Source organism: Leisingera sp. SS27, from assembly GCF_028368855.1.
GTDB lineage: Bacteria > Pseudomonadota > Alphaproteobacteria > Rhodobacterales > Rhodobacteraceae > Leisingera.
Genome location: NZ_JAQNCY010000003.1, coordinates 387272 through 407847, shown reverse-complemented (window position 1 = coordinate 407847; position 20576 = coordinate 387272). Strand labels below are relative to the sequence as shown.

21 protein-coding genes are annotated in these 20576 nt (G+C 64.1%); 10 read left to right on the top strand and 11 right to left on the bottom strand.

The window, feature by feature from the left end; genetic code table 11:
* Positions 1–136: 136 nt before the first annotated feature.
* A complete protein-coding gene (locus tag N6L27_RS09975) occupies positions 137–1162 on the bottom strand; it encodes a hypothetical protein (protein WP_271907095.1) in 1026 nt (341 codons plus the stop codon).
* Positions 1163–1626: 464 nt separating this feature from the next.
* Here N6L27_RS09975 and N6L27_RS09970 point away from each other — a divergent pair, with 464 nt between their 5' ends.
* The 3 genes from N6L27_RS09970 (at position 1627) to N6L27_RS09960 (ending at position 4819) form a co-directional block, all read left to right on the top strand.
* Positions 1627–2334: a glutathione S-transferase family protein gene (locus tag N6L27_RS09970; protein ID WP_271907094.1), complete on the top strand. Its 708-nt coding sequence runs from the start codon at positions 1627–1629 to the stop codon at positions 2332–2334.
* Positions 2335–3708: an L-serine ammonia-lyase gene (locus N6L27_RS09965; protein WP_271907093.1), complete on the top strand. Its 1374-nt coding sequence runs from the start codon at positions 2335–2337 to the stop codon at positions 3706–3708. It abuts the gene before it with no gap.
* Between the two features lie 196 nt (positions 3709–3904).
* Positions 3905–4819, top strand: coding sequence for a DMT family transporter (locus tag N6L27_RS09960; RefSeq protein WP_271907092.1), 915 nt, complete (start codon positions 3905–3907; stop codon positions 4817–4819).
* A gap of 27 nt (positions 4820–4846) precedes the next feature.
* On the opposite strand, the gene N6L27_RS09955 is transcribed toward N6L27_RS09960, so the two are convergent.
* Positions 4847–5512 carry a thiamine diphosphokinase gene (locus tag N6L27_RS09955; protein ID WP_271907091.1) on the bottom strand — a complete coding sequence of 222 codons (666 nt, stop codon included), beginning with the start codon at positions 5510–5512 and terminating at the stop codon, positions 4847–4849.
* A 119-nt stretch (positions 5513–5631) separates the two neighbouring features.
* Between N6L27_RS09955 and N6L27_RS09950 the strand changes: the two genes are divergently transcribed.
* A complete protein-coding gene (locus N6L27_RS09950; protein ID WP_334312494.1) occupies positions 5632–7836 on the top strand; it encodes a chemotaxis protein CheA in 2205 nt (734 codons plus the stop codon).
* Between the two features lie 203 nt (positions 7837–8039).
* Here the strand turns inward: N6L27_RS09950 and N6L27_RS09945 are convergent, their stop codons facing one another.
* From N6L27_RS09945 to nthA, 5 genes are all read right to left on the bottom strand, one after another.
* On the bottom strand, positions 8040–8276 hold the full coding sequence (locus N6L27_RS09945) for a DUF2842 domain-containing protein (RefSeq protein ID WP_174146559.1): 237 nt from the start codon (positions 8274–8276) through the stop codon (positions 8040–8042).
* Positions 8276–9589 carry an adenylosuccinate synthase gene (locus N6L27_RS09940; protein WP_271907090.1) on the bottom strand — a complete coding sequence of 438 codons (1314 nt, stop codon included), beginning with the start codon at positions 9587–9589 and terminating at the stop codon, positions 8276–8278. The genes N6L27_RS09945 and N6L27_RS09940 overlap by 1 nt, the downstream gene beginning before the upstream one ends.
* Before the next feature lie 747 nt (positions 9590–10336).
* Positions 10337–10669 (bottom strand): nitrile hydratase accessory protein, encoded by a 333-nt coding sequence (locus N6L27_RS09935; protein WP_271907089.1) that lies wholly within the window; start codon positions 10667–10669, stop codon positions 10337–10339.
* Positions 10666–11343, bottom strand: coding sequence for a nitrile hydratase subunit beta (nthB, locus tag N6L27_RS09930; RefSeq protein WP_271907088.1), 678 nt, complete (start codon positions 11341–11343; stop codon positions 10666–10668). The genes N6L27_RS09935 and nthB overlap by 4 nt, the downstream gene beginning before the upstream one ends.
* Entirely contained in the window at positions 11340–11954 is a 615-nt protein-coding gene (nthA, locus tag N6L27_RS09925) for a nitrile hydratase subunit alpha (protein WP_271907087.1), read from the bottom strand. The genes nthB and nthA overlap by 4 nt, the downstream gene beginning before the upstream one ends.
* 174 nt (positions 11955–12128) lie before the next feature.
* On the opposite strand from nthA, the gene secG reads away from it, so the two are divergent.
* The 3 genes from secG (at position 12129) to N6L27_RS09910 (ending at position 15315) form a co-directional block, all read left to right on the top strand.
* Positions 12129–12497 carry a preprotein translocase subunit SecG gene (gene secG, locus N6L27_RS09920; RefSeq protein WP_271907086.1) on the top strand — a complete coding sequence of 123 codons (369 nt, stop codon included), beginning with the start codon at positions 12129–12131 and terminating at the stop codon, positions 12495–12497.
* 172 nt (positions 12498–12669) lie between these two features.
* Positions 12670–14313 carry a CTP synthase gene (locus N6L27_RS09915; protein ID WP_271907085.1) on the top strand — a complete coding sequence of 548 codons (1644 nt, stop codon included), beginning with the start codon at positions 12670–12672 and terminating at the stop codon, positions 14311–14313.
* A 177-nt stretch (positions 14314–14490) separates the two neighbouring features.
* Complete coding sequence (locus N6L27_RS09910) at positions 14491–15315, top strand: hypothetical protein (protein ID WP_271907084.1); 825 nt, start codon at positions 14491–14493, stop codon at positions 15313–15315.
* A 156-nt stretch (positions 15316–15471) separates the two neighbouring features.
* On the opposite strand, the gene N6L27_RS09905 is transcribed toward N6L27_RS09910, so the two are convergent.
* Positions 15472–15852: a DUF983 domain-containing protein gene (locus tag N6L27_RS09905; RefSeq protein ID WP_271907083.1), complete on the bottom strand. Its 381-nt coding sequence runs from the start codon at positions 15850–15852 to the stop codon at positions 15472–15474.
* 145 nt (positions 15853–15997) lie between these two features.
* Here N6L27_RS09905 and N6L27_RS09900 point away from each other — a divergent pair, with 145 nt between their 5' ends.
* From N6L27_RS09900 to N6L27_RS09890, 3 genes are all read left to right on the top strand, one after another.
* The gene (locus tag N6L27_RS09900; RefSeq protein WP_271907082.1) at positions 15998–17368 is read left to right on the top strand and encodes an aminotransferase-like domain-containing protein; all 1371 of its coding nucleotides are present in this window, start codon (positions 15998–16000) and stop codon (positions 17366–17368) included.
* Positions 17369–17409: 41 nt separating this feature from the next.
* Positions 17410–17742 carry a DnaJ family domain-containing protein gene (locus tag N6L27_RS09895; protein ID WP_271907081.1) on the top strand — a complete coding sequence of 111 codons (333 nt, stop codon included), beginning with the start codon at positions 17410–17412 and terminating at the stop codon, positions 17740–17742.
* A gap of 80 nt (positions 17743–17822) precedes the next feature.
* Entirely contained in the window at positions 17823–18725 is a 903-nt protein-coding gene (locus tag N6L27_RS09890) for a fructose bisphosphate aldolase (RefSeq protein WP_271907080.1), read from the top strand.
* A 78-nt stretch (positions 18726–18803) separates the two neighbouring features.
* Here N6L27_RS09890 and N6L27_RS09885 read toward each other — a convergent pair whose 3' ends face one another.
* The 3 genes from N6L27_RS09885 to N6L27_RS09875 all read right to left on the bottom strand — a co-directional run bounded on the left by N6L27_RS09885 (position 18804) and on the right by N6L27_RS09875 (position 20558).
* The gene (locus N6L27_RS09885; protein ID WP_271907079.1) at positions 18804–19082 is read right to left on the bottom strand and encodes a hypothetical protein; all 279 of its coding nucleotides are present in this window, start codon (positions 19080–19082) and stop codon (positions 18804–18806) included.
* Positions 19079–19276, bottom strand: a complete 198-nt coding sequence (locus N6L27_RS09880; protein WP_271907078.1) for a hypothetical protein — start codon at positions 19274–19276, stop codon at positions 19079–19081. The genes N6L27_RS09885 and N6L27_RS09880 overlap by 4 nt, the downstream gene beginning before the upstream one ends.
* A 496-nt stretch (positions 19277–19772) precedes the next feature.
* Positions 19773–20558, bottom strand: a complete 786-nt coding sequence (locus N6L27_RS09875) for a crotonase/enoyl-CoA hydratase family protein (RefSeq protein WP_271907077.1) — start codon at positions 20556–20558, stop codon at positions 19773–19775.
* Between the last annotated feature and the right edge of the window lie 18 nt (positions 20559–20576).

Sequence of the window (20576 nt, the reverse complement as noted above, 5' to 3'; positions counted from 1 at the left end):
CTTGGTGGCAAACCTCCGGCCGTGGTTTATTGGCTGAGAAAAGACGAAACCCAAACAGGTCAGCAGGAGCAGAGAGTAGCTTAAGTTACGCCGAAAGCTGTCCAACGATTGGGGAGTAGCTCAATCCCACTAAAACCTAAGTGAAGAACTGCTCTGGCTGTGGTGGCAACTTCATCAATCCAAAGCTGTTCCGGAAATAAAGGGTGGGCTGCGGAGTTCGGCCCGGAAAATCCCGAAACAATCCATCAGGAATCCCCCAGGGTTCACGGCCCAAGATTTCTTGTGCTTCAGCCCGTTGTTCGTGAAACCGTCTTACGACAAATTCCAAGTCTCCATCGGAAAATTCAAACTCTGTAGAGGTGTAAAAGCCTTGGTTCCACCGCCGAATTATAGCGGCCACTTGATCTGCAAACTGTGTTTCGCCTCGTTTCCATTCGCTTGCCACTAAGGACGCCATGTACCCTAAGCCAGCATGCCTTTGAATGAAGGCAGCAACACTGGCGCCATCACAGGTGGGTTGGGAAAAAATCCAATAGAGCGCATCTTGATGAACGCGGTGTCCAATCTCGTTCTCCACGGTGATGACGTGCCACAAGTCTCTGTCATAAGGCTCCATTTCTTGAAGAAGCCCTACAAGGTCGCCGTCGTCATGATAGCGTGCAATCCGGCCCGCCACCTCCCAGTCTGAGATTGCCTGATGATAGGCGTCAACGGCTGCTTCATAACTTTTGATCTGCCTACGAACGCCCTCCGCTCGCTGCCACAATGCCCGAGCTGCGGTTTTGTCCTTGAACAAGGAGATTACGTCTTCTGGATCCTCATCATAAGAAGCAACAAGCCGATAGACAGTCGCTTGCTCAGCCAACTGTTCAACGGTCATTCTTTTGCCTTTCGGAATAGGCTGCAGAGTCGTGATTTCGCTGGTGATCTCGGCCAACAACTCTTCTACTGCTGGCTTTCTTGGGAATTTTTGCCCTACTTTTCCGCGCCCGTCTTCCCTCACCGCCCACATGGCGATGTTCGAAGCGCCCACGGTAATTTCTGTGCGCAAATTCTCGAGGTCAGGCAATTCCTTGCGACGGATCATCTTTTCCGCAGGTTCTCGGAGTGCGAGGTAAGCATTGTGCTTAGGTCTTCTTAGAAATTTGAAAATCATGGACATCTGGTTTCAATACAGCATTTACAAAAGTATAGGGGCCAGCGGCCCGGGACAGTGAAGAAATGATAAATTTGACAGTACGGATTGATGTTGTTGAAATTTTGGCAACCAATAGAACTACAAGAGGTATGCGCGTTCCTCTTGCCTTGCGTCTTTGATGCATAAAGAGCTTAGTGGAACGCGCTCATAGCAGGTAGCCGTTTAGAGGACCAAGCCTTTCTGTGTAGGTGTACGGAAAAGCCAGCGTCAGGCCGAAAAGGAGAACAAAGAGCCTTACCGGCCGTTCAGGCGTATCGCAGAAGCCGGTAAATTGGGCTCAAAACTGACCTGCGCTGCACGCGCCCTGAGCGGCGTCCTTCCGCCGCTTCGGGGCCTCTTGACCAAACATGCATCACAAAGGCGGGTTTCCTATTGGAAACGCCGGAAACGGACACATATTCCGCCGGTCCCGGTTATACTGTTGCGTCATGAAACCCGAATACCGCCTGCACTACGCCCCCGACAACGCCTCGCTGGTCATCCGGCTGGTGCTGGAGGAGCTTGGCCAGCCGTATGAGACGGTTCTGGTCGACCGCAAGGCGCAGGCGCAAAACAGCGCGGAATACCGGGCGCTGAACCCCGGCGGGCTGATCCCGGTGCTGGAAACGCCCGACGGTGCGGTGTTCGAGACCGCCGCCATCCTCTTGTGGCTGTCCGAACGCCACGGCGCAATGGCGCCGCAGCCCGGCAATGCAGACCGCGCGGCCTTCCTGAAATGGCTGTTCTTTGCCTCCAACACCCTGCACGCCGACCTGCGGATGCTGTTTTACCCGGACAAATACATCGGCGCCGAGAAAGCTGATCAGGACCAGCTGCAAACCGTGCTGCGCCAGCGCCTGCACGTGCATCTGACCAGCCTCGACCAGGCCGCCGCCGCCCGTCCCGATTGGCTCGGCGCGCCGCAGCCCTCGGTGCTGGACTATTACCTCGCCTGCCAGATACGATGGATGGCGCTTTACCCTGCGCAGGCCGACAAAACCTGGTTCACCCTGGCCCATTACCCCAGCCTGCAGCGGATCTGCGCCGGGCTGGAACACCGCCCCGCCGTTACAGCGGCGCGCGAGGCCGAGGGCCTCGGCGCCACCCCGTTCACATCCCCGGCCTACGCCAATCCCCCAGAAGGATCAGCCACCTAAATGTTCCTCTCCGTATTCGACATGTTCAAAGTGGGCATCGGCCCGTCGTCCTCCCACACCATGGGTCCGATGGTCGCCGCCGCGCGCTTCCTCGACATGATGCGCGCCTCGCCCTTTGAATTCCACGGGCTGCGCGCCTCGCTGCACGGCTCGCTCGCCTTCACCGGTGTCGGCCACGCCACCGACCGCGCCACCATCCTCGGCCTCGGCGGCTTTGTCGCCCATGACTATGACGACGCCAAGGCAGAGGCCTTCCTGGCGGAGCTGGACAAGACCCATACCATGCACCCCGAAGGCTTGGGCGCGCTGCACTTCGACCCCAAGGCGGACATGATCTTCGACTACGATCACGCGCTGCCGGGCCACGCCAACGGCATGATCCTGATGGCAACCGATGCCCAGGGCGACGTGATCCTGAAACAGGTCTATTACTCGATCGGCGGCGGCTTTGTCGTCACCGAGGAGGAACTGGCCGCAGGCAAGGCCACCGACGAAGGCGACCCGGTCCCCTTCCCGTTCAAATCCGCGGCCGAAATGCTGGAGATGGCCAAGGCCAGCGGCAAGTCGATTGCAGACATGAAGCGTGCCAACGAGATTTCCCGCGGCTGCTCCGAGAGCCTCGCCAAGGGCACCGCCCGCATCTGGCAGGTGATGAACGACTGCATCAACCGCGGGCTGGAGCGCGACGGCATCCTGCCCGGCGGATTGAAGGTCCGCCGCCGCGCCAAGGGCATCTATGACGCGCTGATGGCCGAACGCGGCATGAACCTGACCGCGCCGCACACCATCAACGACTGGATGAGCGTCTACGCGATGGCGGTGAACGAGGAGAACGCGGCCGGCGGCCAGGTTGTGACCGCGCCCACCAACGGCGCCGCAGGCACCCTTCCGGCGGTGATCCGCTACTACCTCGACCACGTGCCGGGCGCGTCCGAGGCCCATGTCGAGGATTTCCTGCTGACCGCCGCCGCCATTGCCGGCCTGGTCAAGTACAACGCGTCGATCTCAGGCGCCGAAGCCGGCTGCCAGGCTGAGGTCGGCTCCGCGTCGGCAATGTCCGCCGCAGGCCTCTGTGCGGTGATGGGCGGCACGCCCGAGCAGGTCGAAAACGCCGCCGAGATCGCATTGGAGCATCACCTGGGCATGACCTGCGATCCGGTGAAGGGCCTGGTGCAGGTGCCCTGCATCGAGCGCAACGGCCTGGCGGCGATCAAGGCGGTCTCCGCCGCCTCCCTCGCCCTGCGCGGCGACGGCCAGCACTTCGTGCCGCTGGACGCCTGCATCGAGACCATGCGCCAGACCGGCGCCGACATGCACGACAAGTACAAGGAAACCTCGCTCGGCGGCCTCGCCGTGAACGTGCCGAACTGCTGAGTTTTTCGCTGTCCAAAAAAGACAGCGCAACAAAAGGTTCGGGCCTGGCCTTGGGAGGGCGCGAATGCGCCTTCCCGGGGGGAAGGTCAGGCGCGGGCCGTGCCGCTGCGCGTCACGTCCCAAAGGGGACGCAACGTTCCTCCTTTCCCCGCAACTCCAGCTTGCGCCTTACACCGTGCAGGCCTAGCGTGGCGCCATGACACAGGACCGGCCCCTTCTCGGCATCGCGCTGATGCTGGGCTTCTGCATGGTGATCCCGCTGGGCGACGCCATTGCCAAGCTGTTGACTGACCGGGTGCCGGTCGCCCAGATCGTGTTCATCCGCTTTGCCGCCCAGGCCGCGATCCTGCTGCCGCTGGCGCTGGCCCTGCGGCTGCCGCTCAGCCTGTCGCGCCGGGTGGCGCCTCTCCTGCTGCTGCGCACCCTTCTGCAGATGGGCGGCATCGCCGCGATGTTCACCGCCTTCCGCTACCTGCCCTTGGCTGATGCGGTGGCGATTGCCTTCGTGATGCCCTTCCTGATGCTGCTCCTGGGCAAATACGTGCTGCATGAACAGGTCGGCCTGCACCGCCTCGGCGCCTGCGTCGTCGGCTTCACCGGCACCCTGCTGGTCATTCAGCCCAGCTTTGCCGCGGTCGGCTGGAACGCGCTCTGGCCGCTGCTGGTGGCGGTGATCTTTGCCCTTTTCATGCTGATCACCCGCAAAATCGCCAAGGAAACCGATCCCATCGCGGTTCAGGCGGTGGCCGGAGCCATGGGCACCGCACTGCTGGCGCCACTATTCCTGATCGGCGACGCTGCCGGCATCGCCGCGCTCTCCACCGGTCTGCCGCCGCAGGACACCTGGAGCCTCTTGGCCGCCGCAGGCGCGCTTGGCACCGCCGCGCATCTGATGATGACCTGGAGCCTGCGGTTCGCCCCCACATCCACCCTCGCCTCGATGCAATACCTCGAAATCCCGGTGGCGGTGTTCTTCGGCTGGCTGATCTTTTCGGAACTGCCGAACACCCTCGCCGCCTTCGGCATCCTCCTGACCATCAGCGCAGGGCTTTACGCGGTGATGCGCGAGCGCAAGGCGTCCGAAACCGAAGAGCGCATTAACCCCGCCTGACGTCCGCCCCGAAAACCGGCCTGCGGCCTAGCGGTCCAGCCGGACCTCACTGAGCACATCCGCCAGCAGCCGCCGCGGCACAATCGCCAGCAGCCCCGGCCCCTCTGCCTCCAGCCGCACCGGACCTGTTGCCCGGTTCGAGGTGCCGATGCGCCCCATCGGCGACATCCGCAGGCCGTCGATCGGCCACTCCAGCCCTTCCGAGCGCCCCGTCACCGCCTGCATCGGAAACAGCGAGATCACCTCCCCCGCCTGTGCCGGCAGCTCAACCGCCCGGGTCAGGTGAAAGATCACCTCCGTCTCCCCCACCAGCACACAAGGCGTATCATGCCCCTGCACCAGCGTGCTGAACGCCGCCAGCTGGTGGTCCACCCGCGCGCCCAGGAACCCCACCGCCAGCACCGCCGGCGCCGCTATCATCCTCAGCGCCTTGTCGAAATCGGTGCTGTCCTGCTCCGCCACCGGATGCAGGACGTCTGGCGGCAGCTGCGCCCGCACCTCCTCAGACAAAGAGTCGAAATCGCCGATCACCGCCCGCGGCACATGCCCGGCGGCCAGCGCCGCCGCAGCGCCGCCATCCGCCGCCGCCAGCACCGGCGCCAGCATCAGCGCCTCCGCCAGCGCGCCCGGCGCCAGCTCACCGCCGCCCACCAGGGTGATTGGTTCCTGGACGTCTACAATCTTAGTATTCATGCAGCGTATTCCCGCCTATTTTGGAAACAAGCCATATTGTGAACACAAAATGATACGATCAATTGCACGGATTCGAGCAAAATTGGTCCTTCCAGCCTTTATGGTGAATGACAACAGATGTGACGAAGACGAGCGAGCTGATGGTACACAACAACAAAGTCTTGACCGTATCCTATGGAACCTTTTCCTGCACATTGGAAGGGTTTGAGGATTCCTTCGACACGATGAAGGCAATTGCCGAGTATTTCCGAGACCTTGCCGCGGATGACCGCTACTTCGGCGCCGAACCCCCGCAGCCAGACGCCGACATGCTGGCCCGCATCGCCCAACGCGAGATCGCCCGCCAGGTCGAGGCCCGCACCAGCGACACCGGCATCCACCTGCGCGCCGCCACCCCGGCCCTTGGCGCTGCCGCTGCCGGGGCCGCCGCTCCGGCACCGGAAGCCGCCCCGGCCCCCGCCCCCGCCGCTGAGCCGGTTGCAGAGCAGCCCGCCCCTGCGCCGGCGGAAGACCCGGCTGCAGAAGCCGAAGCCGCCGCTCCGGCGGAGACCGCACCCGCAGCAGCCCTCCCGGACTCCGAGGTTGAGTTCTTCGAGCCGGAAGCCGAGGACACCCAGGACGCCGCAGAAATCGCGGCAACTGAGGCCCCGGAAGAGGCTGAAGCAGAGGCCGAGGCAGAGGACGCTTCGGACGTGGCCGCGGACGTCATTGCCGAAGCCGAAGCCGAAGCCGAAGCCGAAGCCGAAGCCGAAGCCGAAGCCGAAGCCGAAGAAACCATCGCCGCTGTGCTGGGAACCGCAAGCGAAGAAGAGCCCGCCCCCGCCGTCGAGCTTCTGGAAGTGACCGAAGCAGAGGCCGGCCCCACCGAAGCGGAGGACGATGCGGCAGAGCCTGAAGCAGCCGCAGAGCCCGTTGAGGCCGAAGCCCCGGCAGCCGCCCCTTCCGCCGACAGCATCGCCGCCAAGCTGCAGCGCATCCGCGCCGTGGTTGCGCAGACCCCCGAGGAAGACTTCAGCGAGGACGAGCATGCCGATGACGTGCTGGAAGGCGCCGAAGAGGACATCTCTGCCGCCCTGCTGGAGGACGACGGCGCCCCGGACTTCGATGACGAAGGCGATGACGAAATCGCCCGTGCCCTGGACCGTCTGGACCTGAACACCGCCGCCGCTGAAGCGGAAGCACAGGACGCCGCCGGAATTGAAGAGGCCGCCGAAGACGAGGGCGATGCCGGCGACGCCGGATCCGAAGACGGGATTTTCACCAGCCTCGCCGACGACGCCCCGGAAGCCGAAGCGGACAGAGCAGAAGACAACAGCCTCCTGCCGGCCGGCAGCGATGAAGAAGAGGCTGCCGCTCCTGCCCGGGCTCCCGCCCGCGTCCGCATCACCAAGATCAAGCGCGCCGTGTTCGACGAGGCGATCGCCTCGGGCCAGCTGGAGGAAGCGGAAGAGGAAGAAGAAACCGCAGACTCCGCAGCTTCTGATGCGGCGCAGGCCGCCCTCTCGGAAGAGGATGAAGCCGACCTGATGCGTGAACTGGCCGAGGTGGAAGCGGAAATCCTTGCCGCCTCCGAACAGCCCGCTGCCGAAGATGCACCCGCAGAAGAGACCGCCGCCGCAGACACTGCGGAACCGGCTGCGGCCAGCCTGGCCGACAGCGATGTCTCCCGCCTGATGGCCGCCGCAGACGAGAAGCTGGAAGATCCGGAAACCGCCTCCTCGCGCGAGGCTTACAGCCAGCTGCGCGCTGCGGTCGCCGCGACCAAGGCCGGCGGCGCAGACGCGGGCACAGATGGAGACGAGGCGCAGCCCTACCGCGAGGACCTGGCCAGCGTGGTGCGCCCGCGCCGCCCCGAGGCCCGCCCTGAATCCCGCGAAGGCGCCTCGGAACGCCCGGCCAGCCCCGCCGCCCGGCCCGCCCCGCTGAAACTGGTGGCAGAACAGCGCATCGACGAGGGCGCCGGGCCGCAGCAGCCGCAACCCATCCGCCCGCGCCGGGTCACCGCCGGAGGGCTCGCCTCCGAGACCGACGGCGACAGCAGCGGCTTTGCGGCTTATGCCGAAGAACGCGGCGCCGCCGAACTGCATGAGCTTCTGGAGGCCGCCGCAGCCTATATGAGCTTCGTCGAAGGCCGCGACCACTTCTCGCGCCCGCAGCTGATGAACAAGGTGCGCAGCGCCGGCAGCGAAGGCTTCAACCGCGAGGACGGGCTGCGCTCCTTCGGCCAGCTCCTGCGCGACGGCAAGATCGAACGCTCCGGCAATGGCAAATTCACTGCCTCCGGCGACATCGGCTTCAAACCCGGCAAACGCGCCGCAGGCTGAGCCTGACAGCCGGCAGAAACAGAAAAAGGCGGCCCCGCAAGGCCGCCTTTTCTTATTTTCAAACCAGATCCTGCTTCATCTGGCCCCAAAATATCCCGGGGTGAATTGGCCGTCAGGCCAAGAGGGGCAGCGCCCCTCTTCAAGTCAAACCTGAGGGGCAGCGCCCCTCTTCAAGTCAAACCTGAGGGGCAGCGCCCCTCTCTTTACTGATCCCCGGCGTCCGGGTCTTCCTTGCCGACACCGCGGAACACGAACTTGAACGGCAGCACCCAGACGATGCCCAGGGCGACATAGACGATCAGCTCCAGCCACAGGGGCGGCCGGTCGAGCCAGTTCATCACCGTGACCGCGGCCACGATGTAGACCGGCATGCCGACCAGCAGGATCACCAGGGCCCAGCGCCGCCGGGCCTTGTAGCTCAGGCCTTGTTTCTCTGCCATCAGTCGGCGAACGGGTCGGTCACCAGGATGGTGTCGTCCCGCTCCGGGCTGGTGGACAGCAGTGCAACCGGGCATTCGATCAGCTCTTCCACGCGCTTCACGTATTTGATCGCATTGGCCGGCAGGTCGTTCCAGCTGCGCGCGCCTTCGGTCGACTCGCTCCAGCCCGGCATTTCCTCATAAACCGGCTTGCAGCGGGCTTGCTGGTCAGCGGCGGTCGGCAGGTAATCCAGATGCTCGCCGTCCAGATCATAGCCGGTGCAGATCTTCAGGGTTTCAAAGCCGTCCAGCACATCCAGCTTGGTCAGGCAGATACCCTTGATGCCCGAGGTCGCGCAGGTCTGGCGCACCAGGGCTGCATCGAACCAGCCGCAGCGGCGCTGGCGGCCGGTGGTGGTGCCGAACTCATGGCCGCGCTCGCCCAGACGCTGGCCATCCGCATCCGGGGTGCCGTCTTCCTTCAGCAATTCAGTCGGGAACGGGCCTTCTCCCACGCGGGTGGTATAGGCCTTGACGATGCCCAGCACATAATCGATCGAGCCCGGGCCGATGCCGACGCCGGTGGCCGCCTGGCCCGCGATCACGTTGGAGGAAGTCACAAACGGATAGGTGCCGAAATCAATGTCCAGGAGCGCGCCCTGGGCGCCTTCGAACAGGATCCGCTTGCCCGCCTTGCGCTTCTCGTTCAGCACTTTCCAGACCGGCGCCGCATAGGGCAGGATCTTCGGCGCGATTTCCTTCAGCTGTTCGATCAGCGCATCGCGGTCGATCGGATCAACGCCCAGGCCCTTGCGCAGCGGGTCGTGGTGCTGCAGCGCGCGGTCGACGCGGGCAATCAGGGTCGCCTCATCCGCCAGATCCGCGACGCGGACCGCACGGCGGCCCACCTTGTCCTCATAGGCCGGGCCGATGCCGCGGCCGGTGGTGCCGATCTTGGTGCCCTTGGAGGCCGCTTCCTCGCGCGCCCGGTCCAGCTCGCCATGCAGCGGCAGGATCAGCGGGGTGTTCTCGGCGATCATCAGCGTCTCAGGCGTGATCTCGACACCCTGTTCGCGGACCGTCTCGATTTCCTTCAGCAGGTGCCAGGGATCCAGCACCACGCCATTGCCGATGACCGACAGCTTGCCGCCGCGCACCACACCCGAGGGCAGCGCGTGCAGCTTGTAGACCTTGCCGTCAATGACCAGCGTATGGCCGGCGTTATGGCCGCCCTGGAAGCGGGCGATCACGTCAGCGCGCTCGCTCAGCCAATCCACGATCTTGCCTTTCCCTTCGTCGCCCCATTGGGCGCCGACTACGACGACATTGGCCATATCCGGTCCTTTACAGTCTGGTTCAAACCCACGCTCATATAGCGATGCTGCGCAGGCAGGGGAACCGCAAATTCGCCGCAGTTGGCGCTAATTCATAAGGCGCAGCACCTTCCCCGCCCGGAATCAAGCCGCAGGCGCCGGGCGGGCGCCTTCCTTCAGCTTCGGGCTTTACGCTTGCCTCCCGCCGGAGACGTTTGAGCACCCGCCCGGAACAAGGCGCGCAGCGCCGCCGGGCGAGCGCCTGCCCGCCCCACCGGGCTGGCGCTTTGGAGAGGGCAGTTCGCCCTTGATGACTTGTACGGACATCGCAGGGATAAATTGCCCCGCACCAGCGTTGCAGCGCCACCCCGCGGGCAGACGCCCACCCTTTGCATCAGGCCTTCCCTGGACGGGGGTGTTGCGTCCCCAGCGTACGCCCCCTTCACCCGATCCTCATTTCCCTATGACAAACTGCCAAAAGATCGCGATCCCCCGCCATGGTTCCCGCGCGCGGGGCCATGATACGAGGCGCAGGCATCTTTGGGCTGCCTGCGCGACACCCCGGAGACCGGCCCTGATAAAAAGGGGGTCGTCCAGGATATCCTGTCCGAGCAGGCCCCCCGTGGGGTCTGTCCACCTCCACCCGGCGGCGCCGCCCCCTTAATTGGGACACAGCGCGAAACGGCACGAACCGAACAGAACAACAGAGCCAGCCAAGACAAAACCGCCCCGGCCCCGAACGGCCCCGGCGGCCAAAGCTGCGCGCGCTCAGCCGCGCAGATGCACCGGCGCGCCATGCGGCGTGCTCAGATACGCCTCCTCCCAGCGGTTGCGCATCACCTCCGCCTCCGCCCGGCTGGCCGCGCCGTCCTCGGCCAGAAACACCTCCAGCGTCTCCAGCCAGGCGCGGAAATAATCCTCGCCGCCATCCAGTTCCCGGCTCAACCCATGGCGCTTGAGCGTCGCGGAAAACCGCTCCACCCAGCCGGCCCAGCTGAACCGCCCGGCCTCGTTCAGATGCACGGTCAGCGCAAAGACCTGCGCATGCCAGGGTTCGGCAAAGACGGGCTCAGGAGCGGCAACCTCAGGACATGCAGTCATAGCGGCTCCAGATAGCTCTGCCACAGGTCCAGCACCACCTCGTCCTCGGGGTGTTCGGCATGCGCCCACAGGGTGCTGGCATGAAACCGCACCGCATAGAGCGGCTCCGGCGCCTCGCCCAGCCCATGGGCGCTGCTGTCGGGCAGCACATGGGTGCCATGCAGCCGCAGGATATAGCCCTGCGCCCCGACGGCGTACTGCGGCAGCCGGGTGTGGCCGCCCGCCACCAGCGTATTGTCACCGGGGATTCGCGTCCGCACCGCCTGCCCCGGATGGAACAGCGGCGCAGGCCCGCCCGCGCGGTCCGCAGGTCCGCCCTTGGCCAGGGCGGCAGCCACATTCTCCGCTTTCAGGGCCCGCTCCGCCAGCGCATGCAGCCCTGCAGCCCCCTTGCCCTCAAGGTCGTCGCGCGTCAGCACACCCTTCTCGACCAGAAGATCCGCAAGTCCCGAAATCCATTTCTCATAGTAGGAAAACCGCGTGTAATCCTTGGGCGACAGCCGCTCGCGCGCATGGCGCGAGGTGTCGATATTCCATTGCCCCAGCGCCCCGCAGGCCAGCGTCACCGCCAGCGCGCGCGCGTGCCAGTCCTCGGCAAAGACCGGTGCGTCCTCAGCCTCGGGGCTAACCGGCCCATCGCCGAATCGCCCGCCCATGTCATGCACCCGGGTCATGACGGCACCTTCGCCAATCCCGTGCCGATCATACTGTCACGGGTGACCAGCGCCGCCAGCTCATCTTCCCCAAGGCTTTCTGTGCCTTCAGGCCGCATCGGCAGCACCAGGTAGCGGACCTCTGCCGTCGAATCCCAGACCCGCACCGCGGTCTCCGGCGGCAGCGTCACCCCGAATTCCGCCAGAACCTTGCGCGGCTCGCGCACCGCGCGGGCGCGGTAGGCATCGGATTTGTACCAGCCCGGCGGAATACCCAGCAAAGGCCACGGGTAGCAGCTGCATAAGGTGCAGACGACCATATTGTGCTGCTGGAGCGTATTCTCCACCACCACCATATGCTCGCCCTGGCGGCCGTAATATCCCAGCTCCGCCAGCACCGGATCCGCATCGGCCAGCAGCGCCGCCCTGAACTCCGGATCGCTCCAGGCGCGGGCCACCACCCGGGCGCCGTTCTGCGGGCCGATCCTGTTCTGATAGGTGTCGATGATCTCCTCCAGCGCGGCGGGGTCGATCAGGCCCTTCTCGGTCAGAATCGTCTCCAGCGCCTTCACCCGCAGGGCAGGATCAGGCGGCAAAAGGGCGTGCGGATGGTCGGAATGGTCATGAGGCATACGCCCATGCTGCGCCGCTGCGGGCCGCCCTGTCCAGTCACGTTTCCTGATGCAAACAATCACGTTGCGTGAACTGCCGGCGCTGTTCTCGGCTGCAGGCCAACTCCGCCCTTGCCCCCCCGGGCAATCTTGCCTATTTACCGCCCGGTACTTAGCCAACCGCCGCAGGGACCCATGGAAAACGTTGTTCTGATCATCCATCTTCTTCTGGCTCTCGGCCTGATCGCTGTTGTGCTGTTGCAGCGCTCCGAAGGCGGCGGCCTGGGCATGGGCGGCGGCGGTGGCGGCGGCGCAATCTCCGGCCGCGCGGCAGCAACCGCGCTCGGCAAGATCACCTGGCTTCTGGCCATCGCCTTCATCTGCACCTCGATCACCCTGACCATCATGGCGGCGCAGAAATCCGCAGGCTCTTCTGTTGCGGACCGCATCGGCGTACCGCAAACCCAGGACAGCGGCGAGGCGCCTGCAGTTCCGGCACTGGGCAGCGATCTTCTGCCGCCCGCCGAAGGCGACAACGCTCCGCTGGTTCCCAGCGCAGACTGATCCACTACACCTTGAGAGGGTTTTAGGAGCCGCAACAGCATCTTGCGGTTCCCTTGCGCATTTCGTGCGAATCCTTTATATATGAAGTCCCGTGATGCTGCGGTTTTTGGACTGATTCCAATCACCGCCGGGCAGCTGAATTCTGACTTCTCACGGGGGCAGCCGAACACATATGGCGCGTTTTATCTTCATCACTGGCGGTGTTGTTTCATCCCTGGGCAAAGGCCTGGCATCCGCTGCACTGGGCGCCCTTCTGCAGGCGCGGGGCTACTCTGTCCGGCTGCGCAAGCTGGACCCCTATCTGAACGTCGATCCGGGCACCATGAGCCCGTTCGAGCACGGCGAAGTGTTCGTGACCGACGACGGCGCCGAGACCGATCTCGACCTCGGCCATTACGAGCGTTTCACAGGTGTTCCGGCGCGCAAGACCGACTCGATCTCCTCGGGCCGCATCTACACCAACGTGCTGGAGAAGGAGCGCCGCGGAGACTACCTCGGCAAGACCATTCAGGTCATTCCGCACGTCACCAACGAAATCAAGGACTTCATCTCCATCGGCGAGGATGAGGTCGACTTCATGCTCTGTGAGATCGGCGGCACCGTTGGCGATATCGAGGGCCTGCCCTTCTTCGAGGCGATCCGCCAGTTCGCCCAGGACAAGCCGCGCGGCGAATGCATCTTCATGCACCTGACGCTGCTCCCGTACATCAAGGCCTCCGGCGAGCTGAAGACCAAGCCGACCCAGCACTCCGTTAAGGAGCTGCGCTCCATCGGCCTGGCGCCCGACATCCTGGTCTGCCGCTCTGAGGGCCCGATCCCCGTGAAGGAACGCGAGAAGCTGGCACTGTTCTGCAACGTGCGGGCTGACTCTGTGATTGCCGCGCAGGATCTGAAATCCATCTACGAGGCGCCGCTGGCCTACCACCGCGAAGGCCTCGACCAGGCGGTGCTGGATGCCTTCGGCATCTCCCCCGCCCCGAAACCGAACCTGGCCCGCTGGGAAGATGTGGCGGACCGCATCTACAATCCCGAGGGCGAAGTGCGGGTGGCCATCGTCGGCAAATACACCCAGCTGGAAGATGCCTATAAATCCATCGCCGAGGCGCTGACCCACGGCGGCATGTCGAACCGGGTGAAGGTCAAGATCGAGTGGGTCGATGCCGAGCTGTTCGACAAGGAAGACGCCGCCCCCTACCTGCAGGGCTACCACGCGATTCTGGTGCCGGGCGGCTTTGGCGAGCGCGGCACCGAGGGCAAGATCAAGGCGGCCCAGTACGCGCGCGAGAACAAGGTGCCGTATCTCGGCATCTGCCTCGGCATGCAGATGGCGGTGATCGAAGCCGCGCGCAACGTGGCGGGCATCTCCGAGGCGGGCTCCGAGGAGTTCGACCACGAGGCCGGCAAGAAACGCTTTGAACCGGTTGTCTATCACCTGAAGGAATGGGTGCAGGGCAACATGACCGTCGAGCGCAAGGTCGGTGACGACAAGGGCGGCACCATGCGTCTGGGCGCCTATGACGCGGCGCTGACCGAAGGCTCCAAAGTGGCGGAAGTCTATGGCAGCACCCACATCGAGGAACGCCACCGCCACCGCTATGAGGTAGACACCAAGTATCAGGAACAGCTGGAAAAATGCGGCCTCAGCTTCTCCGGCATGTCGCCGGACGGCCGCCTGCCGGAGATCGTGGAGTGGACCGACCACCCGTGGTTCATCGGCGTGCAGTTCCACCCGGAGCTAAAGTCCAAGCCCTTCGCGCCGCACCCGCTGTTTGACGATTTCGTGCGCGCGGCCAAGGACGCCTCGCGGCTGGTCTGACAAGCAGCAAAGCACCTGGAACTGAGGGCGCGGGCACATCAGCCGGCGCCCTTTTCTTTTCCCGGGGCCATGTTGACCGCGGCCGGATGCGCCCGCTAAGCTTTCAGCATTATGGTTAACAAGTCACCGGCCCGTACCGCCTGCTTATGAGGGCCGGAAGGTAAGGGGGATATTAACATGGCGAAAACCGCCGAACAGCTGCGGAAAGAATACGAGACAGCGCTGAGAGAGCTGGGTCAGGGCAACAAGAAATTTTCACACGTTGTGAAGGCATGGGACGCCCTCGAGAAGGCGGTCGGAAAAGAAGAGAAGGCCGTTCTCAAGGAATACAAGTACTCGCTCAACTTTATGTTCGGAGACGAGGGCAGAAAAATGCTGCAAAAATTCAAATCGCAATTCGACAGCGAAATCGCCATCTCTAAAAGCCCCCTCACAACGGTTTACAACAAGGAATGGCGGGCACTTGTCAAATGCGCAAATGCCTCCGAGAACAGCGTGGTGAAGAAAAGCGGCAAAGCCGTCGGAAGTGCGCTCGACAGGTTCCAAAAAGATTTTGACAAGTACAAGGCAAACTATGTGAAAGGATACTGTGTCGGAGACCCAAAGCAGGCAGAGACGGCACTGGCATCCGCTGAGGCCCTGCACGAGGCCTTGAAAAAATTTTCCAATGCCGGCATCAGCCGTATCTCTGAAATCAACCAGAATCTGATCAGGCTCAGAGAAATTTCAGACCCGCTGGATGAGAAGCGCCGCGCCAAAACGATTTCCGACACGGAAGCGAAACAGCTGAAAAAGCTGAACAAAGCCATTGACGCGAACGAAGCTGATTTTAAGAACGGCTTGAAGGAACTCGTTGAATTCACCCAGCTTCTGCAGGGGAAGATGGAAAAGAAGATCCGCAAGCTGGCCTTGATCGTGAGGGAGGGAGTCAGGGACGCAAATGAGTTCCAGCGCCGTGTGAAAGCTATGAAGCAGCGCAAGGGCACAGTGTTTGAAAACTGACACCCCAAGCAGGCCGGGCTCTCCCGCCCGTCCCGGATCAATCGCAGATTGATCCATCCCGTTGGGCCCGGCGCCGCTGCGCGGCGCTGGGAGAGAACAGAAAAAGGCGGGCTGCTGGCCCGCCTTTTGCATTTTGATTGATTGGCTCCTGGCGGCTCAGAAACCGTGCATCCGCTTGGCCCATTGATAGGCCACCACCAGCCCCTTCATCCGCGGCAGCATCAAGAGCGATGCCCCGACAGTGATCACCGACATGATGATCGCCAGCGTCCAGGGGTCCGGGCGCAGCTGGGTATAGACGATGTGCAGCGCAAAGCCGAGGATGTGGCCCACCACCAGAATGGTCAGATAGGCCGGGCCGTCATCGGCGCGCTGGTGATGCAGCTCCTGACCGCATTCGGTGCAGCTGTCGTTCACCTTCAGGTAGCTGTGCAGCAGCTTGCCGCCGCCGCAATTCGGGCAGCGCAGCCGCAGCCCCTTCAGCAGGGCCGGTTTCAGCTCCCGCTGGGTCTCGTCCAGAACGTCCGCATGGGTCATCGCGCGTCTCCTTGGGTTCCGCTGCCTGATAACGCGATTCCCGGATTGAATGCAATCAATATGCAAACATTGATATTGCATTTATTGCCGCACTCCTGCATTGAACCAATCAATCACGATACAATGACCCCTCGGAGACCCGGCGATGACACACTGGACCCCTGCCCGTCTGGACGGCGCCCGGCCGCGCTATATCGAGCTGGCCGAGGCGATCGGCGCCGACGTCGACGCAGGCGTGCTGGCGCCCGGCGACCGGCTGCCGCCGCAGCGGCGGGTGGCGCAAGAGCTGGGGGTGGATTTCTCCACCGTGTCGCGCGGCTATGCCGAGGCGGTGCGGCGCGGCTATATCGAGAGCTTTGTCGGCCGCGGCACATTTGTAAGAGCCCTGGACGCGCTGCCGGAGCGCCCCGACCCGCGCCGGGCGCTGGAGGAAGATCCGATGATGAACATGCCGCCGGAACCGGATGACCCAGCCCTGCTGGCACGGATGCAAAAGGGGCTGGAGCATGTCGCCGCCAACATGGTGCCGCTGCTGCGCTACCAGTCGGTGACCGGCAGTCCGCAGGACCGGGCCATCGCGGCAGAGTGGATGCAGGCCAACGGGCTGGACTGCGCCCCGGACCGGCTGGTGATCACCCCCGGCGCCCATGCCAGCCTCTATGCGATCCTGACGGTGCTGTGCGAGCCGGGGTCCGCTGTGCTGTGCGAGGAGGTGACTTATCCCGGGCTGCGCTCCATCGCGGCGCGGCTAGGCGTGCGGCTGATCGGGCTGGCAAGCGACAAGGACGGCATCCTGCCGGAGGCGCTGGAAAAGGCCATCACCGGCGACTGGCCTGCGGCGCTCTACCTCAATCCCACTCTGCAGAACCCCACCACGCGGACCATTCCGGCCAAGCGGCGGCAGGAGATTGCCGCGGTGCTGCAGAAACATGAGCTGCCGCTGATCGAGGATGACGCCTATTGCTTTGTCGACAATGGCGCGCCAGCGGCGGTCAGCAGCCTGATCCCCGGCCTGGGCTGGCACATCGCCGGTCTCTCCAAATGCTTCGGCGCCGGGCTGCGGCTGGCCTATACCACGGTGCCCAAACGCGCACTGCTGGGGCAGTTCAGCCAGGCGCTCCGGTCGATGCATGTGATGGTGTCGCCCTTGAACCTGGCGCTTCTGGGCCGCTGGATCGAAGATGGCACCGCGGCAGAGATCCAGCGGTTCATCCGCAAGGCCGCGGCCCAGCGGCAGGCACTGGCGGCTGAGGTGCTGCAGGAGTGTTTCATCGAGAGCGATCCGCTGGCCTTCAACCTGTGGCTGACCCTGCCGCGCGGCACCAGCCGGGCCGAGGTGATGGGCCGCATGGCAGGCCGCCAGATCGGCATTATGCCCAGCGATGCCTTCACGGTTTCGGGCCTGCCGGCAGAAGCGGTGCGGGTGTGCCTGGGCGGGCCGGTCACACTGGCGGATCTGCGCGAGGATCTGCTGGCGCTGAACGACGCCGTCACCCGCAAGGACTGGCTGGGCTGAGCCGCGGCTGATATGCTGCTGCCGCAACCACAGGAGCCCGCATGATCCGCGCCTTCCGCAACCTGATTGAGCGCCAGCTGACCAAGGCACAGGCCGAGGGCAAGCTGCAGGGGCTGGAAGGCGAAGGCAAGCCCCTGCCCGACCGCAGCAGCGAGGCGCATGTGGACGCCGGGCTGGCCGCTGGCATGCGGATCATGGCACAGGCCGGCGTGGTGCCGGAGGAGTTCGGGCTGAAGGAGCAGCTGGCCGCTGCGCGCCGGGAATATTCCGGATTGACGGATCCGGAAGCGCGCAAGGCGGCGATGGCACGGATCTCGGATCTGGAAATGCGCTACAACATGGCGCGGGATGCGCGGAAATCCTTCTTCCGTTAGCGCAACACCCCGTTGTTTCCCGGCAGATTCGCGCTATAGACAGCGCCAAGACAGACCATTCCAAAGAAGAGTGACGCATTATGGCCAAAGACGCTTCCGTTCATCAGGAACAACTCGACCGTATCGCAACCGGCAAGGGCTTCATTGCCGCGCTGGACCAGTCCGGTGGCTCGACCCCGAAGGCGCTGGCGCTTTATGGCGTGAACGAAGACGCCTACTCCGGCGATGACGAGATGTTCGCCGAGATCCACAAGATGCGCACCCGCATCATCACCTCGCCGAGCTTCGGCAAGGAGCGCATCCTGGGTGCGATCCTGTTCGAGAAAACCATGGACGGCGAGATCGACGGCAAGCCGACTGCGGACTTCCTGTGGGGCAACTGCGGCGTGGTGCCGTTCCTGAAGGTGGACAAGGGCCTGGCCGATGAGGCCGAAGGCGTGCAGATGATGAAGCCGATGCCGGAGCTCGATGCGCTGCTGGCGCGCGCCTGCACCAAGGGCATCTTCGGCACCAAGATGCGCTCGGTTGTCAAGGAAGCCAATGCGGAAGGCATCAAGGCGGTTGTCGCCCAGCAGTTCGAAGTGGGCCAGCAGATCGTTGCCGCGGGCCTGGTGCCGATCATCGAGCCGGAAGTGGACATCAATTCTGCCACCAAAGCCGAGGCCGAAGTGCTGCTGAAGGCAGAGATCAAGGCGCAGCTGGACGCCCTGCCGGCAGACAGCAAAGTGGCGCTGAAGCTGACTATTCCATCCCAGGCAGGTCTGTACGATGATCTGGCCGATCACGCCAATGTGGTCCGGGTTGTGGCGCTGTCGGGCGGATACACCACCGACGACGCCTGCGCGCGCCTGTCGCAGAACGCCAAGATGATCGCCTCCTTCAGCCGTGCGCTGACCGAAGGGCTGAACGTGGCCATGTCCGATGAAGAATACGATGCGGCGCTGGGTGCCAACATCGGCAAGATCTACGACGCATCGCTGTAAAAGCTGGACTGTCAGTTGTGAAAATGAGAAGGCCGCGCCTGCACCCGGGCGCGGCCTTATCCGTTTCGGCAAGCGGTTCTAGCAGCCGTTGCTGCGCCCGGCGCAGCAAACCGCCAGCACCAGCCCCGCACCGCTGAGGAAGGGCAGCCAGAAGAAGCGCAGCGCGGTGAGGGTGAACCATCCCGGCTGGTCCTCCGGCGCCTGTCCGGCACCGCCAAGCCAGACCCAGAAGATCAGCGCCGAGGCGGAGATCACCACCCCCGTCAGCGCCAGCAGCCAGCGTGCAGACCTAGGCATCTTTCCGTCGCTGACAGCAAGCCGTTCCGCCGTGCGGCTGGCGGCGAGCCACCCGCTCACGCCGCCTGGGTCAGCGAGGGGCGCAGCCCCGTATAGCTGACCTTGTTCTCGTTCACTGCCAGATAGCGCTGCGCCTCCTCGCGGTTTCCGAAGCTCAGCGCCTCGTCGTAAAAATAGGTGATCCGGTCCCCGGTCCGGGACAGCAGGCCGCCGCTTTCAAACAGGATGAACCACTTTTTCTGCACCAGTTGCATCAGCCTCACTCCTTTCTGAAGTCCGGCTGCGGTGCGTCCTTGCCGCCGCCGGTTCTATTGCAGTTCGCCAGGGTGCACGCAGCCATCCAGTGGCCCGCCGGGCCGCCGGTCAGCAGAATTCCAGATGCTGGATTGGCCATTGTTGCGCCCTGCTGAAGGCAGAATTCGCGCCCAGATGTTACTAAGACGTTAACGGGAATTGGCGCTGGTTTTACGCGGCATTTTCCCGCCGGCAGGCGGCGGTTTCCCGCCTGCGGAAAGAGGTTTCCAGACAATTTGGCGAAATTCCGCTGTTGCAGAATCCAAAAGCGTTACCGGAGCGTAAACGCCTGTTGCGGCGGCGGCGCATCCCCCCCCGCCGGCGGCACCGGATGGCGGGGGGCAAGGCATGAGTATTTGGGGAAAGATGAAACCGGCGGGAGCGCGGATTCGGGGCAGCCGCGCAGCAGAAGGCGCCCCCGCCGGGGCCGCGGTCCGGCAACCCCGGTGCGGCCTGTCAGGTGAACTCCGGCGGGCGTTTTTGCAGCTGCGCCGCCACCGCCTCGATCTGGTCGGGTTTGCCGATCAGATCCAGCTGTTCGGCGCTTTCGCGCAGCAGCACCTCTGCCTGGGAGGCGCCGGATTCAGCATAGGCAATGAGCCGTTTGGCAGCGCGCACCGCAGAGGGGCTTTTTGCGGCGATTTCATGCGCCAGCTCATTGGCGCGGCTGAGCGGGTTGCCCGCAAGCTCGGTGACCAGCCCCCAGTCGAGCGCCTGCGGCGCCTCCACCTTTTCCGCCGTCCAGGTGAGGCGGCGCAGCACGTCCGAGCGCAGCAGCCGCGGCAACAGCGCCATGCCGCCCATGTCGGGGATGAGGCCCCATTTCATCTCCATCACCGAGAGCCTGGCCTCAGGGTGGGCGATACGGATGTCGGCGCCGAGCGCGATCTGCAGGCCGCCGCCGAAACAGGCGCCGTGAATGGCCGCGATCACCGGCACCGGCACCCGGCGCCAGATCATTGCCACCTCCTGAAAGGCGTTGGCGTCGTGGTGGGTGCGTTCCATGATCAGGGTGCTGAGGTCACGCTGTGCAAAACTGGCCAATGCGGCCATGTCGAGACCTGCGCAGAAACTGGCCCCCGCGCCCGACAGCACCACCGCGCGGGCATCCGAGTCTGCAACCTCCTGGCCTGCCGCGATGATGCCTTCGATCATCTCCTCGTCGAGCGCATTGTGCTTGTCCGGGCGGGCAAGCGTGACATAGGCGATGCGGTCTTTGTAGCCGGTGGTGACGCGTGACATGGTTTGCTCCCCGCTGCT

Coding starts and splice junctions, on each gene's coding strand:
- N6L27_RS09895 (WP_271907081.1), top strand. CDS start 17,410: ATGATCCGCGCCTTCCGCAACCTGATTGAGCGCCAGCTGACCAAGGCA.
- N6L27_RS09915 (WP_271907085.1), top strand. CDS start 12,670: ATGGCGCGTTTTATCTTCATCACTGGCGGTGTTGTTTCATCCCTGGGC.
- nthB (WP_271907088.1), bottom strand. CDS start 11,343: ATGACCCGGGTGCATGACATGGGCGGGCGATTCGGCGATGGGCCGGTT.
- N6L27_RS09955 (WP_271907091.1), bottom strand. CDS start 5,512: ATGAATACTAAGATTGTAGACGTCCAGGAACCAATCACCCTGGTGGGC.
- N6L27_RS09900 (WP_271907082.1), top strand. CDS start 15,998: ATGACACACTGGACCCCTGCCCGTCTGGACGGCGCCCGGCCGCGCTAT.
- nthA (WP_271907087.1), bottom strand. CDS start 11,954: ATGCCTCATGACCATTCCGACCATCCGCACGCCCTTTTGCCGCCTGAT.
- N6L27_RS09960 (WP_271907092.1), top strand. CDS start 3,905: ATGACACAGGACCGGCCCCTTCTCGGCATCGCGCTGATGCTGGGCTTC.
- N6L27_RS09890 (WP_271907080.1), top strand. CDS start 17,823: ATGGCCAAAGACGCTTCCGTTCATCAGGAACAACTCGACCGTATCGCA.
- N6L27_RS09905 (WP_271907083.1), bottom strand. CDS start 15,852: ATGACCCATGCGGACGTTCTGGACGAGACCCAGCGGGAGCTGAAACCG.
- N6L27_RS09880 (WP_271907078.1), bottom strand. CDS start 19,276: ATGCAACTGGTGCAGAAAAAGTGGTTCATCCTGTTTGAAAGCGGCGGC.
- N6L27_RS09875 (WP_271907077.1), bottom strand. CDS start 20,558: ATGTCACGCGTCACCACCGGCTACAAAGACCGCATCGCCTATGTCACG.
- N6L27_RS09965 (WP_271907093.1), top strand. CDS start 2,335: ATGTTCCTCTCCGTATTCGACATGTTCAAAGTGGGCATCGGCCCGTCG.
- N6L27_RS09910 (WP_271907084.1), top strand. CDS start 14,491: ATGGCGAAAACCGCCGAACAGCTGCGGAAAGAATACGAGACAGCGCTG.
- N6L27_RS09970 (WP_271907094.1), top strand. CDS start 1,627: ATGAAACCCGAATACCGCCTGCACTACGCCCCCGACAACGCCTCGCTG.
- N6L27_RS09935 (WP_271907089.1), bottom strand. CDS start 10,669: ATGACTGCATGTCCTGAGGTTGCCGCTCCTGAGCCCGTCTTTGCCGAA.
- N6L27_RS09940 (WP_271907090.1), bottom strand. CDS start 9,589: ATGGCCAATGTCGTCGTAGTCGGCGCCCAATGGGGCGACGAAGGGAAA.
- secG (WP_271907086.1), top strand. CDS start 12,129: ATGGAAAACGTTGTTCTGATCATCCATCTTCTTCTGGCTCTCGGCCTG.
- N6L27_RS09975 (WP_271907095.1), bottom strand. CDS start 1,162: ATGTCCATGATTTTCAAATTTCTAAGAAGACCTAAGCACAATGCTTAC.
- N6L27_RS09945 (WP_174146559.1), bottom strand. CDS start 8,276: ATGGCAGAGAAACAAGGCCTGAGCTACAAGGCCCGGCGGCGCTGGGCC.